Genomic DNA, 18,652 nt, shown 5'->3' on the forward strand with positions numbered 1-18,652 from the left:
GGAAGGCCGGCTCAGGCCGCGCCGAGGGCGGCGTCCGGGGTCCGGCCCGCCTGGGCCTGCTCGATGCGCTGGACGAACAGCACGGCGAGGCGCTGCGTCACCTGGGGATCGACGGGCTCGCCCTCGGTCGTCACGGTGGCGACCACCGTACCGGCCCGCAGCACGATTCCGACGCCCTCGCGACCGGCCAACTGACCCCGGAACGAACGGCTTTCGCTGCCGAGGGCGGCCAGGTCGATCGGCTTGTACTGCTCGCCGCCGAAGCCCGCGTACGCCTCCTTGAGCTTGTCCTTGGCGGCGGCCTTGCTCGGCAGGGTGTCGACGGCGAAGCGCACCGTCACGTCGCCGGAGGAGAACCGGGCCGTCCCGCTGAGCGGCTTGCCGCCGCACGGTTCGGCGCCGGTGCAGGTCAGGGTGTGGTCCGCGGTGTCCACCCGGCGCTTCTCCTCCTCCCAGCCGGTCATCGCCTTCTGATCGGGCAGCAGTTGCAGGACGAGCTTGTCGTCGAGCAGCGGCGTGTCCAGGTCGGCCCCGGCGGCCGGCTGGGCACCACCGCCCGTACCGGCACCGCCCGTACCGGCACCGCCCTTACCGGCGCCACCCGTTCCGGCGCCACCCGTTCCGGCGGCCGGCGCGCTCGCCCCGGGCGCGGGCGTCCCGCCGTCGGCCGCTCCGGCGGTGGTCCCGCCCGCAGCGGCCGAGGGCGAAGCCGCCGCCCCGGCCCCGCCGTTCGTACCGGCGGACGCGCTCGTGGCGGACGCACCGCCCGCCGCCGCCTTCGCCGTGTCCCGGGACGAACCGGACCCTCCGGACCCGCAGGCGGTCAGGACACCCAGCAGAACCCCCGCCGCCGCCACCGCGGCCACCCTCCGACTGATCGTCCCCATCGCCCGCTCCCTCTCGTGTCAGTGGACCATCAAGATAGCCAGCCCACCCCGGCCGGCGGACGGGAACCCCTCCCCGGCGAGAACACCCCCGGAGCTCAGCCCCGATCCGGGCCGGTCGGGTTCAGGCGCCGCAGTCGGCGCAGAGGTGCTCCTCGCTCAGCATCACCACCGGCTGGATCGCCGAGCAGCCCCGGCACGAACCCAGGCACGGACGGCAGTACGGTCGCCCCTGCCAGCGCAGCGCCGGCACGACGGTCTCCTGGCAGCCGGCGCACCGCATCGTCACCGGGACACGGCGCCCGTGCTCGTCCCGCTCCGCCCGGGCCCGCTCCTCCGCCGCGTGCAGCGACCGGTGCCCGCTGCGCAGCTGCGCCCGCACGGACGCGGCGGCACGCCGGTACGTCTCCGGTCCCGCCTGCCGGCCGTGGGAGAGGTTGTCCGCCACGTCGACCACCGTCGCGTTGGGCAGGCACTCCGGGCAGCTCCCCGAGTCGTCGAGCAGCCAGCCGTCCTCGCACGCCCCGCGCGGGCACTGCGGCGGCAGAACCAGCTCCAGGGCGATGTCGTCGGCCCGCGACAGCAGGGCCTCGCCGGTCAGGTGCGAGTAGCGCAGGAACCAGCGCCGCTCGACACGGTCACGCAGCCGCTGCGGCGCGACACCACCCTCGATCTGACGGCCGATCTCCCCTCGCACGGTGTGCGGGATACCGCCGCGCTTCTCCAGCGCGACCATCAGCGGTCTCGGAATCGCCGCGCCCACCCAGGTGGCGGGGTGCTGGCCGTGCTCCATGAACGGGGTACTCACCCGACGAATCCTTCCGCACCGGGCCGGGGCGTGTCACCCCACCGCCCGCGCCCCCTGCCGCCCCCGGCCGGCAGGGGGCGACAGGGCGGCGGGACGACGGGGCCGACGACGACGTCAGCCCCGCGCTCCGGTCAGAACCGGACGTCGGTGCAGGAGTAGAAGGAGTTGTCCGTGTCGGCTATCTCCCAGACCGCCACCACCACCTGGTGTCCGGTGCGGCCGCTGGGAACGGTCGCGGTGTGGGTGGTCGTGGCGGCGGGCTGTCGGCCGTTGTAGGCGACGGTCAGGAACGGGGTCAGGTCCAGACCGGCCCGCGTGATCTTCTGGGTGGCGTCGTAGCCGGGCTTGGTGAGGTAGTACTTGAACGTGGTGGTGGCGTGCCTGGCCTCGATGTTCCAGGTGAAGGTGAGCTGCTGACCCGCCGTCACCTGGGTGGTCGGCCAGTTGCCGTTGCGCGGGGCGTCCAGCGGGGCCCATCGCGCGTCTCCGCCGGCGCAGATGGTGCCGTCGGCCGGGCCCCGGCCGGGGAAGCCCTTCGGCCCCTCGACGCTCTGCGGCTCCCACTGGATGTCGCCGCAGTTGGTGACGACGCCCGCGCCGCAGAGCGCGGACCGGCTGGGCGGCAGGTTGATGAAGCCGTGCGACTGCGCCGGCAGGGCCAGCGTGAGCGGTATCGCGATCGCGGCGACGGCCGCGCCGGCGAGATGACGTTTGCGCATGATGCTCCTCCGTGGGGGTGGATGGAGAGTGCGCCGGACACAGACGCGCGCGCGTGGGGGTGCGGCGGCCTCCGGAGATCGCTGGCATGCCTGCGCCAGGTCGGTGCCCACACCGTAGAATCCGCCACCCGGGCCGTCAATGGTCTGAACCATTTCCGGCTCTGCTCCCGGCCCGCTTCGCACGACGTCGCCCCGCCGAGCAGCTGCCCGGCGGGGCGACGTGATCAGGACTCCGTATTCACCGACAGCGCCCGCTGCACGGGGCCGGGGCCATCGGTCGTGGACTCGGACTCGGGCTCGGACTCGAACTCCGGCTCGGGCTCGGGCTCGGGCTCGGTCAGTCGCTCCCGCCGGACTGCCCGACCGGCGCCACGACAGGGGTGACGAGCATCCGCCCGGCCAGGGCCGCGCCGGCGGTGCCGGCCGTCAGGGTGGCGTCGTAGAACGGGCGCAGGTTGCGCTCGTGCCACAGGGCCTGTGCGGTGGCCCAGGCGGCGTCATTGGCCCGGACCATGGCGAAGCTGCCGACGATGTGCTTCAGCGGTTCGGCGGCCCGGGTGGCGACCTTCCCGATCTCGGCCTCGAAGGAGGCCCGGACCTCGGCCTCGGCCTGGGCGAGCAGGTCGTTGACCGTCAGATAGTCGGCGTGGACGGGCGGGGTCTCGGGCGTGGTGCGGCATTCGATGCAGGTGGTGACGAGCGCCAGCGGGAGGTCGTGGCTGATGTGGGCGTTCATCCCGGCGAAGGCGAACTGGATCGGCCAGACGGTCCGGTCGGCGCGGGCGTCGTACAGCGGCTGCCAGGCCTCGTTCGGCTGCCGGCCGGCCTCGGCGGCGTCCACGGTGTCGAAGTAGAGGTTGGCGAAGATCACGTCCAGGCGCTCGACGAACGTCCGGTCCTGGAAGGTGCCCGCCCGCAGGTTCCGGCCGACGAGTTCGGTCACCCGCAGGTACATACGGTTGAAACAGGCCACGCCGTCCCGCGGGTCCAGCCGGGCCTCGATCGCCCGCATCCGCTCGATGACCTCCTCGACGCTCCGCGCGGCCCGGATCTGCGAGTGGGTCATACCTGTTCCTTCCGTGGTGACGGGCGAGCGGCGTTCGGCTCGCCTGCCACGTATACACACCGCCCGCCACCACGAAAGGCCGCGCTGCGCGGACACCGCCCGGCATCACCCGAACCGCCCCACCACGCCGCGCCCGGGACCGCCCCGCCGCCCGGCTCAGGACGGCACGGCGCCCGGCGGGAACGGCTCGACGCCCACCACCCGGCGGATCCGCGACGGCTCGACCAGGACGACGACACGCCGCTCGCCGGGCACGATCCACTCGTAGTGGTCGGCCCCGAGGTAGACCCCGGCGAGGTGGTCCATGTTCCGGTCCGCCTCCGGCCCTTCGACGAAGCGGACCACCCGGCCCCGGATCTGCACCCGGTCGTAGGGGTCGGCCGCGTCCGCGTGGGAGAGACAGACCCGCGGATCGCGGCGCAGGTTGCGCTCCTTGACACGGCCCACCGAGGTGTTGAACAGCACCAGGTCCCCTTCGGTCCCCACCCACATCGGGCTCACGTGCGGTGAGCCGTCGGCGTTGACCGTGGCGACGTACCAGATGTGGCCCGCTTCGAGCCGTGCGCGCACGTCCTTCGAGATTTCGACCATGCGCCCAGCCTGCCCGACGCCGGCCCACACCATGCGGAGCCGGGGCCCGCGTCGGAGCCGGGGCACGCCGTGGAAAGCCACCGCGACGGCCGCACGACGGCGCGGGGCCGGGCCCCGAAGGACCCGGCCCCGCGAGACCGCCTCCGCCCGGACGTGGCCTCCGTTCAGGCGCCGGCCTCCGCCATCCGCCGGCGCAGGCTGAGCGGACGCATGTCCGTCCAGATCCGGCCGATGTGGTCGAGGCACTCCTCCCGGGTGCCGGTGGTGCCCTCGGGGTGCCAGCCGCTGGGCAGTTCGCGGTCCGTCTTCCAGATGGAGAACTGGTCCTCGTCGTTGCGCACGACCAGGTAGCCGGTCCCGTCGGTGTCGGTGTCGCTCATCGTTGTGTGTCCTCCTGTACTCGCTCGTCTGCGAGCCCAGCGTGCCCTGGGCCGGCCGGGCGGGCCCAGGGGCAAACACGCGGCGGGAGCGGCGCGCGTCGCTGCCGGTTCTTCTCTGGTGGGTGCGGTGCCCGGCCCGGCAGTGTGCTGCCAGAGGGCGCGTCTCACGGATCGGACGGGCCCGGGCCGATCCGTAGCAGGCGCCCAAACCCGCCGAACCCCCTGGAAGGAGTTCCGCCATGTCGGACGTCCCGGAGAAGGAGCACGTCCCGGTGAACGTGCAGTTGCCCGCCGGGGGGTGGCGGCTGTGGGAGCACTTCGCGCTGCGCGGCCCCGGCTTCCCGGCCGAGGGGGTGCTGCGCCTGGCGCCGGCCGGACTCGGCCTGGCCGCCGACAAGTTCGGCCCGCAGGACGCCCTGGCGGGCCCGGAGTGGCGGGCCTTCGGCGCGGCCTTCGACACCGCCGCCGTGCACACCGCCGAGCTGCTCCAGGAGATCGCCGCCCTGCCGCGCTTCCGGGCGGCGGTGGCCTGGCAGAACCCGGCCGTGCTCCGTACCGGCATCGCGCCGTTCCTGAACTGGACGCCCACCGCCGCGGGCCGCACCAGCATGCCCCGCCAGCGCGAGGAACTCGTCGCCCACTACTGGCAGCGGTTCTGCGTCAAGAACGACACCATCGGCTTCTTCGGCCCGGTCGGCTGGGGCCGCTGGGACCTCGCGAGCCGCGGCGTCACCGTCGATCCCGGCACCGGCTTCCTCGCCGACTCCCGGGTGTACTTCGCGAGTTGGGCGATCGACGCGCTGGCCAAGGCGCTCGCCGAGGACGAGGCGCTGCTGGCCTGGATCCCGCCCTACCGGGTGTCGTTCGTCCGGGTGGTGGACGGCGCCGTCCGGCTGCCGGGCCGGCCGCCGCAGGAGATCACCGAGGCGGCCCGGGCCGTGCTGGAACTGTGCGACGGCACCCGGACGGTGGCCGCGATCGCCGGGGCGGTCGGGACCGGGGTGGCGGAGGCCACCGAGACCGTCCGGTGGCTGGCCGGGAAGCGGTGGGTGCACTGGCGCCTCGACGTACCGGCCGACACCTTCCCGGAGCGCGCGCTGCGGGCCGTCCTGGAGCGCGTCGGCGACCGGGAGCCGCGCGAGCGCGCGCTGGCGAAGCTGGCCGTGCTGGAGCGCGGGCGCGACGCGGTGCAGGCCGCCGGGACGGACGCGGACGCCCTCACCGGGGCGATCGCCGCACTGGAGGCGGACTTCGCCGCGCTGACCGCGACCGACGCCCAGCGGGCCAAGGGCGAGCGGACGGCGCCGTGCCGCGGGCTGGTCTACTCCGACGCCCGACGCGCGGCGACGGCCACCGTCGGCACCGCCGTCCTCGGGGAACTGGCGCCGCTGGAGCTCTGCCTGACCGCGGCGCGCTGGATGACCAACCGGTTCGCCGAGGCCGTCGGCGCCCGGATCCGCGCGGTGTACGAGCGGCTGCGCGCGGCCGGCGGGCCGGTGGACCTCGGCTCGATGTGGCTGGAGTGCCTGCCCTCCCCGCACCCGGAGGCGGCGGCGGACATCGCCGCCGTCCAGGCCGAGCTGCGCGCCAAGTGGGCCCGGATCCTGGCGGTGCCCGAGGGCGCGCGCACGGTCCGGTTCGCCGCGGCGGACCTCGCCGACCGGGTGGCGGCGGAGTTCGGCGAGCCCGGCGCCGGCTGGTCGCTGGCCCGCTACTTCAGCCCGGACGTGCTGGTGCTGGCCGAGGACCAGGAGGCGGTGGCGCGCGGCGAGTTCGAGCTGGTGCTGGGCGAGATGCACTGCGCGCTGAACACCATGGGCGCCTCGCTCTTCGTCCACCAGCACCCCGACCGGGCCGAGCTGGTCGCCGAGACCACCCGGGACTTCCCCGGGCCGCGGCTGCTGCCGATGCTGGCCAAGGAGCTGCCGCTGAAGTGGTCGGCGCGCAGCCGGCCCTCGCTGGACCGGCCGCAGGACTACTACGTCGCCCTGGTCGACCAGACCGGCGACCCGCACCGGCCGCGTACCGTGCTGAGCGGCGACGTCCTGGTCGAGGAGCGGGACGGGCGGCTGGTCGCGGTGCTGCCGGACGGCGCGGAGTTCCCGCTGCTGGACGCCTACGCCAACACGCTCACCCAGCGGGTGATGGACCGCTTCACCCTGCGGCCCGAGGGCGACCACACGCCCCGGATCACCATCGACAAGATGGTCGTGGCACGGGAGACCTGGACGTTCCCGGTGGCCGGCCTCGCCTTCGCCGAGGAGAAGACCGAGGCCGGGCGCTTCGTCCGGGCCCGGCACTGGCAGCGGGAGCACGACCTGCCCCGGTTCGTGTTCGTCGTCTCGCCGGCCGAACCCCGGCCGTTCTACGTCGACTTCGACAGCCCGGTCTATCTGACCATCCTCGCCAAGGCCGCCCGCCGGCTGGCCCGCAAGGACCCGTCGGCCCGGCTGAAGATCAGCGAGATGCTGCCGACGCCGGAGCAGGCCTGGCTGACCGACGACGAGGGCGACGGCTACACCTCCGAGCTGCGGTTCGTCGCCGTGGACCGGAGCGTCACCGAGGCCACCGGCACCGGCACCGACGCCGCCACCCCCGAGGGGGCGTGATGCGCACCTTCGTCGACGACCTCGCCGCGCACGCCGCCCGGCACCCGGGGCGGGTGGCGCTCAGCACCCCCGAGGGCGACCTCAGCTACGCCGGACTCGTCTCCCGGATCGACACCCTGGCAGCCGCCCTGCGCGCCCGCGGGGCCGGCCCCGAGGTGGTCTGCGCGGTCGCGGTCGAGCGCGGCGCCGACGCCGTGGCGGCCGTCGCCGCCGTGGTGCGGGCGGGGGCGGCGTTCCTCGCCCTGGACGTCGAGCAGCCGCCGGCCCGGCTGGCCGCGCTGGTCCGCAGCGGGCAGGCCGATCTGCTGCTGACCACCTCCGGCCTGGCCGAACGCCTCGAACTGCCCGTCCCCGGGCGGCCGTTGCTGCTGGACCGGCTGGACCGGCTCTCCCCCGGGGCAGCCGCCCCCGGCGGGTTCCCCGCGCCCGGGCCCGACACCCTGGCCTACGTCAGCCACACCTCCGGGAGCACCGGCGAGCCCAGTGCCGTCCTGATCGAGCACCGCGGCCTGGACTCCTATCTGCGCTTCGTCGCCCGCGACTACGGCCTCGGCCCGGACACCACCGCCCTCCAGGTCGCGCCGCTCGGCTACGACGCGTCCGTCCGGGACACCTTCGCCCCGCTGCTGGCCGGCGGCCGGCTGGTGATCGTCCCCAGGGCGCGGCTGCTGCGGCCCGAGCCGTTCGGCGAGGCCGTCCGCGCCCACGGCGTGAACACGCTGCTGAGCGTCACGCCCTCCTTCCTCGCCTTCCTGGCCGGGCAGCCGGAGCCGCGGCGGCTGCTCGCCGGGGTCCGCCTGGTGGTCTCCAGCGGCGAGTCGCTGCGGCCCTTCCTGACCGCCGGCGGCCGGTCGCTGGTCGACGGCGCCCTGGTCAACCAGTACGGCCCGACCGAGTGCACCATGACGTCCACCCGCTACGCCGTGCCGCCGGAGCCGGACACCACCGCCGACCTGGTGGGCACGCCCATCGACGGGGTGGTGGTACGGCTGCTCGACGACGCCCTGGCGCCGGTGCCCGAGGGGGCCGTCGGCGAGGTGTGCATCGGCGGGACGGGGGTGGCGCGCGGCTACCGGGGGCAGCCCGCCAGGACGGCCGAGCGCTTCGTCCCGGACCCGCTGGGCCCGCCCGGCAGCCGGCTGTACCGCACCGGGGACCTCGCCACGGCGGGGCCGGACGGCCTGCGCTACCTGGGCCGCGGCGACCGCCAGGTGAAGATCCGCGGCTACCGGGTGGACCCGGCCGAGGTCGAGGGCGCGCTGCTGACCCACCCCGGGGTGGCGGGGGCGGTGGTCACCGCGCCCAGCGACGAGCAGGGCCGGGTGTACCTGGTCGCCCATGTCACCGGCGAACTGGCGGAGACCACCGACGCCGCGCTCCGCGCCCACCTGGGCCGCACCCTGCCGCCGCATCTGATGCCGCGCCGCTTCGTCCGGCTGGCCGAACTGCCCACCACCCGCGGCGGCAAGGCCGACCGCCGCGCCCTCACCCCCGTGGGAGGCACCGCATGACCACCGCCACCGGTCTCGGCCCGGCCGACGTCGGGGCCGCCGCCGAACGGATCGCCGGGCACGTCCTGCGCACCCCGCTGCTGCCGGCGCCGCCGGTGCTGCCCGGGCTGCTACTCAAGGCCGAACACCTGCAGTACGGCGGCTCGTTCAAGCTGCGCGGCGCGGCCAACGCCGTCCTCGCGCTGGGGGCCCGGCGCATCGTCACCGGCTCCTCCGGCAACCACGGCATCGCGCTGGCCGGGCTCGCCGCCGGGCTCGGAATCCGGCTGACCGTCGTCATGGCGGCCGGTGCCAACCCGGCCAAGGCGGCCCTGATCCAGGCCCTCGGCGCACACACCCTCGCGGTGGCCGGCGGTGTGGCCGAGCGGGAGGAGCGGGCCCGGTCGCTGGCCCGGGAGACCGGCGCGGTGTTCGTGCCCTCCTCCGACGACGCGCTGGTGGTGGCCGGCCAGGGCACGGTGGGCGGCGAGATCCTGACGCAGGCGCCCGACCTGGACACCGTCTACGTCCCCACCGGCGGCGGCGGGCTGCTGGCCGGCGTCTGCCTGGCCGCCCAGGGCCACCCGGTGCGGGTGGTGGGCGTCGAGCCCGCCGCCGCCGCGCGCTACGCCCGTTCGCTGGCCGCGGGCCGCCCGGTGCGGCTGCCGCCGAGCAGCACCGTCGCCGACGGGCTGCGCGGGCAGCAGCCCGGCGCGGTGACCTACCCGATCATCCGGGACCGGGTCGACGACCTGGTCGCGGTGGACGACACCGACATCCTCGCCGCGGCCGCCCTGCTGGGCCGGTACGGGATCGAGGCCGAGCCCAGCGGCGCCGTCGCGCTGGCCGGGGTGCTGGTCGCGGGCCACCGGGGCCGCGCCGTCGCCATCGTCTCCGGCGGCAACACCGCCGCGGCCCTGAGCGCCGCGGCGGCCCGCTCCCACCCCGGCGCGCACCGCGATCCGCCTACCGGTTCCCACCCGGATTCCCATCACGTCACCCCCCTCGATTCCCGCCTGAAGGAGATCTCATGAGCACCGCCACCACCCCGGCCGGCACCGCCGTCAGCACCGAGGACCTGCTGGTCGCCGTCTACCGGGAGACCCTGGGCGCGGCCCGCCTCGACCGGGACAGCGACTTCTACGAGGCCGGCGGCGACTCGCTGAGCGCCTTCCAGATCACCGGCCGGCTGCGCGAGGCGCTGGGCGTGGAGGTCCCGGTCGCCCTGGTCTTCGCCTACCCCTCGCCCGCCGACCTCGCCGCCGTCGTCGACGCCGACTTCGCCCAGTCCTGAGGAGCCCGCCGTGACCGACACCTTTCTGCCGGGCGGCCGCTGGCGGCTCTGGGAGCAGTTCGCGCTGCGCGGGCCGGGGTTCCCGGCCGACGGGGTGCTGCGGCTGGCCCCGCCCGGCGTCGCCGAGGCCGCCGACAAGTTCGGCCCGCGGGACGGGCTTTCCGGCGGTGACTGGGACGCGTTCGCCGCCCTGTTCGCCGAGGCCGCCGTGGAGACGGCGCACACCCTCCAGGAGATCGCCCGGACCCCCGCCTTCCGGGAGGCCGTGGCCTGGCAGAACCGGCCGGTGCTCGACTCGGGCATCGCGCCGTTCCTGAACTGGACGCCCACTGCCGCGGGCCGCACCAGCATGCCCCGCCAGCGCGAGGAGCTCGTCGCCCACTACTGGCAGCGGTTCTGCGTCAAGAACGACACCATCGGCTTCTTCGGCCCGGTCGGCTGGGGCCGCTGGGACGCCGGCACGGCCGGGGTCGCGGTGGACGCCGGGACCGGACTGACCGCCGGGTCCACGGTGTACTGGGCCAGTTGGGCGGTCGACGCGCTGGCCGCGACGGTCGGCGCGGACCCGGCCCTGCGGGAGTGGGTGGCGCCCCGGCGGGTGCCGTTCGTCCGGCTGGACGGCGACGGCACCCGGGTGACCGTCCCGGGCCGCCCGCCGCAGACCGTACCGGCACGGACCGGCGCCGTGCTCGCGCTCTGCGACGGGGTCCGCCCGGCCCGGGAGATCGCCGCCGCGCTGCCCGGGACGGACGTGCCCGCCGTGCTGGCCGACCTGGTGGCCCGCCGCTGGGCGCACTGGCGCCTGGACGTACCGGCCGGCACCCACCCCGAACGCGACCTGCGGGCCTGGCTGGACACGGTCGGCGACCGGGCGGCGCGGCAGCGCGGCCTGGCCGTGCTGGACGCCCTGGAGCGTGGCCGTGCCCGGGTCGGCGCTGCCGCCGGAGCGGACCAGCTGGTCACCGAACTGGCCGCGCTGGAGCAGGAGTTCGCCACCCTGACGGAGACCGCCGCGGTGCGCGAGAAGTCGGCCGGGACGGCCCCCTGCCGGTCCCTGGTCTACTCCGACTGCCGGCGTGCCGCCACGGCCAGGCTCGGCCCGGCCGTCCGGGGCGCGCTGGCGCCGCTGGAGCCGCTGCTGACCAGCGCGGGCTGGCTCACCGCGCGGCTGGCCGAGGCGGTCATGGCCCGGGCCCGGGAGGTGTACGCCGAGCACGCCGCCCGGGGCCCGGTGGACCTCGCCAGCTTCTGGTTCGCCTGTATGCCCGTCCTGCACGGCGACGCGCGCACCGCGACGGCCGGGCTCCAGCAGGCGTTCCGCGACCACTGGGCGGAGATCCTGGCACCCCCGCCGGGCGCCCGGCGGGTCCGTCTCACCCTGGCGGACATCGCCGGCCCGGTCCGGGAGCGGTTCGGCGGCCCGGGCGGCGGCTGGACGGCGGCCCGCTACCTCAGCCCGGACGTGATGATCGCCGCCGACGGGGCGGCGGCGGTGGCCCGCGGCGACTTCGAACTCGTCCTCGGCGAACTGCACCTGGCCTCCAACACGCTGGGCGCCTCGCTCTTCGTCCACCAGCACCCCGACCGGCGCGAGCTCACCGCCCTCACCGACCGCGACCACCCCGGCCCCCGGCTGATGCCGCTGCTGCCCAAGGAGCACCGCTCCCGGCTCTCCGCGCGGGTCCGGCACGCCCTGGTCCGGCCGGAGGACTACCAGGTGGCCCTGGTGGACTTCACCGCCGACCCGAACCGCCCGCGCACCGTGCCCAGCGCGGACGTGACGGTCACCGAGCGGGACGGCGAGCTGCTGGTCGTGCTGCCCGACGGCGCCGAATTCCCGGCCGTGGACGTGTTCTCGCACGTCCTGACCACCCTCGCGATGGACCTCTTCCAGGTGCTGCCGGAGAGCGAGCACTCCACCCGGGTCACCGTGGACCGGCTGGTGGTGGCCCGGGAGACCTGGCGGCTGCCGGCCGCCGGGCTGGACTTCGCCGCCGAGAAGGACGAGGGACGCCGGTTCGTCCGGGCCCGCCGCTGGCGCGAGGAGCACGGCCTGCCACGGTTCGTCTTCGTGCTCTCGCCCACCGAGTCCCGCCCGTTCTACGTGGACTTCGACAGCCCGGTCTACGTCACCGTCTTCGCCAAGGCGATGCGCCGGCTGGCCCGCAAGGACCCGGACGGCCGGGTCGTCCTCACCGAGATGCTGCCCACCCCCGAGCAGACCTGGCTGACCGACGACCAGGGCCGTTCCTACACCTCAGAACTGCGCTTCGTCGCGGTCGACGAGGGCCGGCAGGGGGAGCCTGGAGAGCAGAGCTGACAGGGACGACAGCACCGCCGGCGCGGCGGGCGGACCGGAGGCCCCGGTCGGCCCGCCGCGCCGGCGTGTCCCCCGGCCGGGACGGACGCGCAGGGCGGGCTGCGTTCGGGGCTGCGTCTTCTTCCCTGGTGACCGGCCTCCCCCGGACGGCAGTCTGCTGGAAAACACGGCATGGAGGCCCACAGTGACTGCAGGCGCAGCCGCCCCCGGCGGGGCGAAGCACGGTGACGACACGCGTAAGGCATCTTTCGCCCAGCGGCGGCTGTGGTTCACGGACCAGCTCGCCCAGGACTCCTCCGGCTCGCTGCTCCCGCTGGCGCTGCGGATCCGGGGCCCGCTCGACGAGCCGGCGCTGGAACGGGCGCTGACCGGGATCGTGGACCGCCACGAGGTGCTGCGCACCCGCTTCACTGCGGTCGGCGGCGAGCCGGTGCCGGTGGTGGACGGGCCGGGCGGCGCCGTGCTGGAGCGGACCGAGGCCGGCAGCGTCGAGGAGCTGTTCGCCCGGGAGCTGGCCCGCCCGCTGGATCTGGCCACCCAGCACCCGCTGCGGATGACACTGGCCCGGATCTCCGCGGACGAGCACCTGCTGCTGGTCGTGGTCCACCACATCGCCGTCGACGGCTGGTCCTGGGACGTGCTGCTGCGCGAACTGGCCGCCGGCTACCGGGGCGAGACGGTGGCGCCGCCGCCGCTGCAGTACGCGGACTTCGCCCGGGCCCAGGCCGAGCGGCTGAGCGGCCCCCGGATGGAGCGGCTGCTCGGCTACTGGCGTGACCGGCTGACCGGGGCCGCCCCGCTCACCCTGCCCTCCGACCGTCCCCGGCCCCGGTTCTGGGACGGCTCCGGTGACGTCGTCCGGTTCAGCCTGCCGGCCGAGCTGGTGGCCGGGGTGGACCGGGTTGCCCGCGAGCACCGGGCCACCCGCTACATGCTGCTGCTCTCCGTCTACCAGGCGCTGCTGAGCCGGTGCAGCGGCCGCAACGACATCGCCGTCTGCACCACGCTCGCCGACCGCGGCCACGGCGAGGTGGCGGATCTGATCGGCCCGTTCGTCAACACCGTGGTGCTGCGCACCGACCTCTCCGGCGGGCCGTCGTTCGGCGCGCTGCTGGACCGGGTCCGCACCGATGTGCTGAAGGACCTCTCGCACGCCGACGCGCCGTTCGACCGGGTGGTCGGCGCGGTGGGCGGTGAGCGCGACCTGTCCCGACACCCGCTCGCCCAGGCCTCGTTCACCCTGCTCAACGCCGCCCACCAGCCGGTCCGGCTGCCCGGCCTGGACGTGGAGCTGGTGCCGCCGCCGCTGACCGGCACCGCGCTGGACGTCTTCCTGGACCTCAACCTCCTGCCGGACGGCAGCATCGCGGCCCGGCTCCAGTACGCCACCGCCCTGTTCGACCCGGAGACCATGCGGGCGTTCAGCGCCGCCTACGTCGAGCTGCTGCGCGCGGTGCTGGCCGAACCGCAGGCCCCGGTGCGGGAGCTCGCCGGGCGGCTGGACCCGATGCCCGGCGCGGCGCACGCCCTTCCCGCCGAGAAGTGGTCGGCCGCCGCCGACCGTCCGCTGGGCGGGGCGCCGCCGGTCACGGTGGCCGGCCGGCCCGGGGACGTCGCACTGGTCTGCGCGGACCAGGAGGTGACCTACGCCGAACTGGACGGTCTGACCGGCGGGCTGGCGGCCGCGCTGGCCGCCGCCGGGGTCCGCCCCGGGCGCCCGGTCGGGGTGCTGCTGCGGCGCGGGGTCTGGTCGGTGGCCGCGCTGGCCGCGGTCTGGCGGGCGGGCGGCGTGTACGTCCCGCTCGACCCCGATCTGCCCGTCCAGCGGCTGGAGTTCATGGTCGAGGAGGCCAATCTGGCCTGCCTGGTGGCCGACCCGGCGACGGCCGCGCTGGCCGCCTCGCTCGGGCCCGCCGTCGTCCGGGTGGACGCCGTACGGCCGGATCCGGACGGCCCCCGGCACACCCCCGACCCGCGCGAGCTGGCGCACGTCATCTTCACCTCGGGCTCGACCGGCCGGCCCAAGGCCGTCGGGGTCGAGCACCGCTCGCTGGCGAGCCATGTCGCCGCCGCCCGGGCCCGGTTCGGCATCACCGCCGGGGACCGGGTGCTCGCCTTCGCCTCGTTCTCCTTCGACGCCTCGCTCGACCAGCTGCTCCCCGCGCTGACCTGCGGCGCCCGGGTGGTGATCCGCCCGGACGAGCCGTGGCTGCCCACCCAGGTCCCCGAGGTGGTCGAACGGTACGGCCTCACCGTGGTGAACGTCCCGCCGACCTACTGGACCGAGCTGGCGTTCGCGCTGGACCGCCGCGCCGCCGCCGCGCTCGCCCCGCTGCGGCTGCTGATCCTGGGCGGGGAGTCCGTCCCGGTGGGCGCGCTGGCCGCCTGGCGGGCCGCGGTGCCCGAGGTCCGGGTGGTCAACGCCTACGGCCCGACCGAGACCACCGTCACCTCGGCCACCTACGAGGCCCACGGCCCGCTGGAGGGCCGGGTGCCGATCGGCCGCCCGCTCGGCGGACGCCGGGTGTACGTGGTGGACGAGGACGACGAACCCGTCCCCGTCGGCGTCCCCGGCGAGCTGCTGATCGGCGGCCCCGAGGTGGCCCGCGGCTATCTCGGACGGCCCGCGCTGACCGCCGAGCGGTTCGTCCCCGACCCGTTCGGCGGTGACGGCGGCCGGCTCTACCGGACCGGCGACCTCGTCCAGTGGCTGCCCTCCGGCGAGCTGGAGTTCGTCGGCCGCCGGGACGACCAGGTCAAGATCCGCGGCTTCCGGATCGAGCTCGGCGAGGTCGAGGCGGTGCTGCGCGAGTACCCCGGGGTGGTCGCCGCGGCCGTCCGGCCGGACACCGCCACCGGGCAGAGCCTGTCGGGCTACGTCGTCGGCGGACCGTTCGAACCGTCCGCGCTGCGGGCCTGGTGCGCCGAGCGGCTGCCGCGGTACGCCGTGCCCTCGGACTTCCTGACGCTGGACGCGCTGCCGGTCGGCGCCTCCGGGAAGCTGGACCGGGCCGCCCTGCCGGACACCCGCCCGGACCGGTCCGCGAGCGGCGCCGCCTACACCGCGCCGCGCACCGACGACGAGCGGATCATCGCCGCGATCTGGGCCGATGTGCTCGGCGTGGACCGGGTCGGCCTCGACGACGGCTTCTTCGACCTGGGCGGCCACTCGCTGCTCGCCACCATGGCGGTCTCCCGGGTCGCCGAACGGCTCGGCCGCGACATCGAGCTGCGCACCCTGTTCGAGAACCCCACCGTCCGCGCGTTCGGCCCCCGGGTGGCCGCCGCCCGGCAGGCCGCCGGCGGCGCGGTCGTCCCGGTGGACCGCTCCGGCCCGCTGCCGCTCTCCTTCGCCCAGGAGCGCCTCTGGTTCCTGGACCGCACCTCGGACGTCGGCGACGAGTACGTGCTCTGGTTCTCCTGGCGGCTGCGCGGCGGCCTGGACCGCGCGGCCTGGCAGGGCGCGCTCGACGACATGACGGCCCGGCACGAGGTGCTGCGCACGGCCCTGGTCGAGGTGGACGGCCGCCCCGCGCAGCAGGTCTGCGACCCGATGGGCGTGCCGCTGGAGTGGCACCGTGCCCCGGAGGGCGCGAGCGAGGCGGCCCGGCTGGCCGCGGTCCGGGAGCGGGCCTCGGCGCTGGCCACCCGCCGCTTCGACCTGGACCGCCCGCCGATGCTGCGGGCCGGGGTCTGGGAGCTGGCCCCGGACGACCACGTCGCCGTCCTGGTCTTCCACCACGTGGCGACCGACGGCTGGTCCAAGGACGTCTTCATCGAGGAGCTGACGGCCTACTACCGGGCCCGGCTGACCGGGCGGGCGGCCGTGCTGCCGCCCGTCCCGGTGCAGTACGGCGACTTCGCGGTCTGGCAGCGCGACCGGGCCGAGGGCGGCGGGCTGGACCGGCAGCTGGACTACTGGGAGACGGCCCTGGCCGGCGTCCCGGTGCTGGAGCTGCCGGCCGACCGGCCGCGCCCGGCGGGCTGGTCGGGGCGCGGCGGCGCGGTGGACCTGGCGCTGCCGCCCGGGCTCGCCGCCCGGCTGGACGCCTTCGCCCGGGAGCACGGGGCGACCAGGTTCATGGTGCTGCTGGCGGTGGTGCAGATCGTGCTGGCCCGCTGGTCGGGGCAGCACGACGTGCCGGTGGGCACCCCGGTGGCGGGGCGCGGCCGGGTGGAGCTGGAGCGGCTGATCGGCTTCTTCGTCAACACCGTGGTGCTGCGCGGCGACCTGTCCGGCGGGCCGACCTTCACCGAGCTGCTGGACCGCGTCCGGGGGACGGTGCTGAGCGCCTTCGACCACCAGGACGTGCCGTTCGAGCGGGTGGTGGAGCGGCTGCGGCCGGAGCGCGACCTGTCCCGCAACCCGCTGTTCCAGGTGATGGTGGACGTCCAGGAGAGCGCCACCGGCGGGCCCGGGATCGAGGGCCTGGAGGCCGCCGACTTCACCCTGCCGTGGGGCTCGGCCAAGTTCGACCTGACCACCACCTTCCTGCTGTACCCGGACCGCTTCGCGCTCAACGTCGAGTACGCGGCCGACCTGTTCGACGCCTCGACGGCGAGCCGCTTCGCCGGGCACGTGGGCCGGGTGCTGGCGGCCGTCCTGGCCGACCCGGGCACGCCGGTGGACCGGGTGGACCTGCTCTCCCCGGCCGAGCGCGCCGAACTGGCCGGACCGGCGACGGACGGACCGGCCGTCGCGGTGCCGCCGTTCACGGTGGCCGGCGAGCCGGACGCGGTGGCGCTGGTCTGCGAGGGCCGCTCCCTGCGCTACGGCGAACTGGACGGCCTGACCGGCGGGCTGGCCGCCGGGCTGGCCGCCGCCGGGGTGCGCCCGGGCAGCCCGGTGGGTGTCTGTGTACGGCGCGGGACGTGGTCGGTGGCCGCGCTGGCCGCGATCTGGCGGGCCGGCGGCGTCTACGTCCCGCTGGACGCCGGCCTGCCCGCCGAGCGGCTGCGGTTCATGCTGGACGAGGCCGGGGTCGGCCACGTGGTGGCGGACGCCGCGACCGCCCCCGCGCTGGCCCCGCTCGGGGTGACGCTGGTCCCGGTCGAGGAGGTGCGGCCCGCCCCGGACGGCCCCCGGCACACCCCCGACCCGGGGGATCTCGCCTACACCATCTTCACCTCCGGCTCCACCGGCCGGCCCAAGGCCGTCGGGGTCGAGCACCACGCCCTGGCCGCCCATGTCGCCGCCGCCCGCGAGCTGTTCGGGATCACCGCCGGGGACCGGGTGCTGACCTTCGCCTCGCTCTCCTTCGACGCCTCGCTGGAGCAGATCCTGCCCGCGCTGGGCACCGGCGCCCGGGTGGTGATCCGCCCGGACGAGATCTGGTCGGTGGAGGAACTGGCCGCCCGGGTGCGCGCCGAGGGCGTCACCGTCATGGAACTCACGCCCTCCTACTGGGAGGAGGTGGTGGCCCGGCTGGACGTGGTCGCCGCCGACCTCGCGAGCCTGCGGCTGCTGGTCACCGGCGGCGAGGTGCTGCCCGCCGGGCCGCTGGAGCGCTGGTTCGCCCATCTGCCCGGGGTGCCGGTGGTCAACACCTACGGCCCGACCGAGTCGGTCATCTCGGCCACCGCGTACCGGCTCACCGACCCGGTCGAGGGCCGGGTGCCGATCGGCCGCCCGCTGGGCTCGCGCCGCGCGTACGTGGCGGACCCGCACGGCGCCCTGGTACCGATCGGCGTCCCCGGCGAACTGCTCGTCGGCGGGCCCGAGTTGGCGCGTGGCTACCTGGGCAGGCCGGGCCTGACCGCCGAGCGGTTCGTCCCCGACCCGTTCGGCGAGGAGGGCGACCGGCTCTACCGCACCGGCGACGTGGTGCGCCGACTCGCCTCGGGTGACCTGGAGTTCGTCGGCCGCAGCGACAACCAGGTGAAGATCCGCGGCTTCCGGGTCGAACCGGGCGAGGCCGAGGCGGTGCTGCGCCGCCACCCTGGCGTCCACTCCGCCGCCGTGCTGGTCCGCGAACTGCGCGGCGAGCACGCCCTGGTGGGCTATGTCGCGGGCAGCGGGCTGGCCGCCGACGCACTGGCCGCGCACTGCCGCTCCGAACTCCCCGGCTACCTGGTGCCGAGCGCGTTCGTCCTGCTCGACGCGCTGCCGCTGACCGTCCAGGGCAAACTCGACACCGCCACCCTGCCCGAGCCCGAACTCCCCGCCCCCGCGGTCTTCGTACCGCCGCGGACGCCCACCGAGACGGTGACGGCGCAGATCTGGGCCGAGGTCCTCGGCATCGCCCGGGTCGGCGTCCACGACGACTTCTTCGCCCTCGGCGGGCACTCGCTGCGCGCCGTGGCCGCCGCGTCCCGCCTGCGGGCCGCCTTCGACTGCCCCATCCAGGTGCGCGACCTGTTCGAGCACCCCACCGTCGAGCTGCTCGCCGCCGAGGTGGAGCGGCAGCTCGTCGAACTGATCTCCGCGATGAGCGAGGACGAGATCGACCTCTCCCTGACGGTGGACTACCAAGACTGAGATTGGACGGAAC

General features: G+C 75.7%; 12 protein-coding genes. 6 read left to right on the forward strand and 6 right to left on the reverse strand.

Annotated features, from left to right (window positions below; all coding sequences use genetic code 11):
- Positions 1–11 precede the first annotated feature (11 nt).
- The 6 genes from ACIP82_RS02960 to ACIP82_RS02985 all read right to left on the reverse strand — a co-directional run bounded on the left by ACIP82_RS02960 (position 12) and on the right by ACIP82_RS02985 (position 4,448).
- Entirely contained in the window at positions 12–887 is an 876-nt protein-coding gene (locus ACIP82_RS02960; protein ID WP_400650192.1) for a hypothetical protein, read from the reverse strand.
- 121 nt (positions 888–1,008) lie between these two features.
- Positions 1,009–1,692: a hypothetical protein gene (locus ACIP82_RS02965; RefSeq protein WP_400650195.1), complete on the reverse strand. Its 684-nt coding sequence runs from the start codon at positions 1,690–1,692 to the stop codon at positions 1,009–1,011.
- A 131-nt stretch (positions 1,693–1,823) separates the two neighbouring features.
- The gene (locus tag ACIP82_RS02970) at positions 1,824–2,411 is read right to left on the reverse strand and encodes a lytic polysaccharide monooxygenase (protein WP_363604275.1); all 588 of its coding nucleotides are present in this window, start codon (positions 2,409–2,411) and stop codon (positions 1,824–1,826) included.
- A gap of 337 nt (positions 2,412–2,748) precedes the next feature.
- Positions 2,749–3,477 carry a DUF5995 family protein gene (locus tag ACIP82_RS02975; RefSeq protein WP_400650198.1) on the reverse strand — a complete coding sequence of 243 codons (729 nt, stop codon included), beginning with the start codon at positions 3,475–3,477 and terminating at the stop codon, positions 2,749–2,751.
- Between the two features lie 156 nt (positions 3,478–3,633).
- Complete coding sequence (locus ACIP82_RS02980; RefSeq protein WP_363604272.1) at positions 3,634–4,068, reverse strand: PPOX class F420-dependent oxidoreductase; 435 nt, start codon at positions 4,066–4,068, stop codon at positions 3,634–3,636.
- A 164-nt stretch (positions 4,069–4,232) separates the two neighbouring features.
- Positions 4,233–4,448 carry an MbtH family NRPS accessory protein gene (locus ACIP82_RS02985; protein WP_363604271.1) on the reverse strand — a complete coding sequence of 72 codons (216 nt, stop codon included), beginning with the start codon at positions 4,446–4,448 and terminating at the stop codon, positions 4,233–4,235.
- Between the two features lie 239 nt (positions 4,449–4,687).
- On the opposite strand from ACIP82_RS02985, the gene ACIP82_RS02990 reads away from it, so the two are divergent.
- From ACIP82_RS02990 to ACIP82_RS03015, 6 genes are all read left to right on the forward strand, one after another.
- Positions 4,688–7,057 (forward strand): lantibiotic dehydratase, encoded by a 2,370-nt coding sequence (locus ACIP82_RS02990; protein WP_400650201.1) that lies wholly within the window; start codon positions 4,688–4,690, stop codon positions 7,055–7,057.
- Entirely contained in the window at positions 7,057–8,568 is a 1,512-nt protein-coding gene (locus ACIP82_RS02995; protein ID WP_363604268.1) for an amino acid adenylation domain-containing protein, read from the forward strand. The genes ACIP82_RS02990 and ACIP82_RS02995 overlap by 1 nt, the downstream gene beginning before the upstream one ends.
- Positions 8,565–9,581, forward strand: coding sequence for a pyridoxal-phosphate dependent enzyme (locus ACIP82_RS03000; RefSeq protein WP_363604267.1), 1,017 nt, complete (start codon positions 8,565–8,567; stop codon positions 9,579–9,581). Before ACIP82_RS02995 ends, ACIP82_RS03000 begins: the two co-directional genes overlap by 4 nt.
- Positions 9,578–9,841, forward strand: coding sequence for an acyl carrier protein (locus ACIP82_RS03005; protein ID WP_363604266.1), 264 nt, complete (start codon positions 9,578–9,580; stop codon positions 9,839–9,841). The genes ACIP82_RS03000 and ACIP82_RS03005 overlap by 4 nt, the downstream gene beginning before the upstream one ends.
- Positions 9,842–9,851: 10 nt before the next feature.
- Positions 9,852–12,161: a lantibiotic dehydratase gene (locus ACIP82_RS03010; RefSeq protein WP_400650205.1), complete on the forward strand. Its 2,310-nt coding sequence runs from the start codon at positions 9,852–9,854 to the stop codon at positions 12,159–12,161.
- Between the two features lie 184 nt (positions 12,162–12,345).
- A complete protein-coding gene (locus ACIP82_RS03015) occupies positions 12,346–18,639 on the forward strand; it encodes an amino acid adenylation domain-containing protein (RefSeq protein ID WP_400650207.1) in 6,294 nt (2,097 codons plus the stop codon).
- Positions 18,640–18,652: the final 13 nt, after the last annotated feature.

This window comes from Kitasatospora sp. NPDC088548 (genome assembly GCF_044753005.1).
Classification (GTDB): Bacteria; Actinomycetota; Actinomycetes; order Streptomycetales; family Streptomycetaceae; genus Kitasatospora.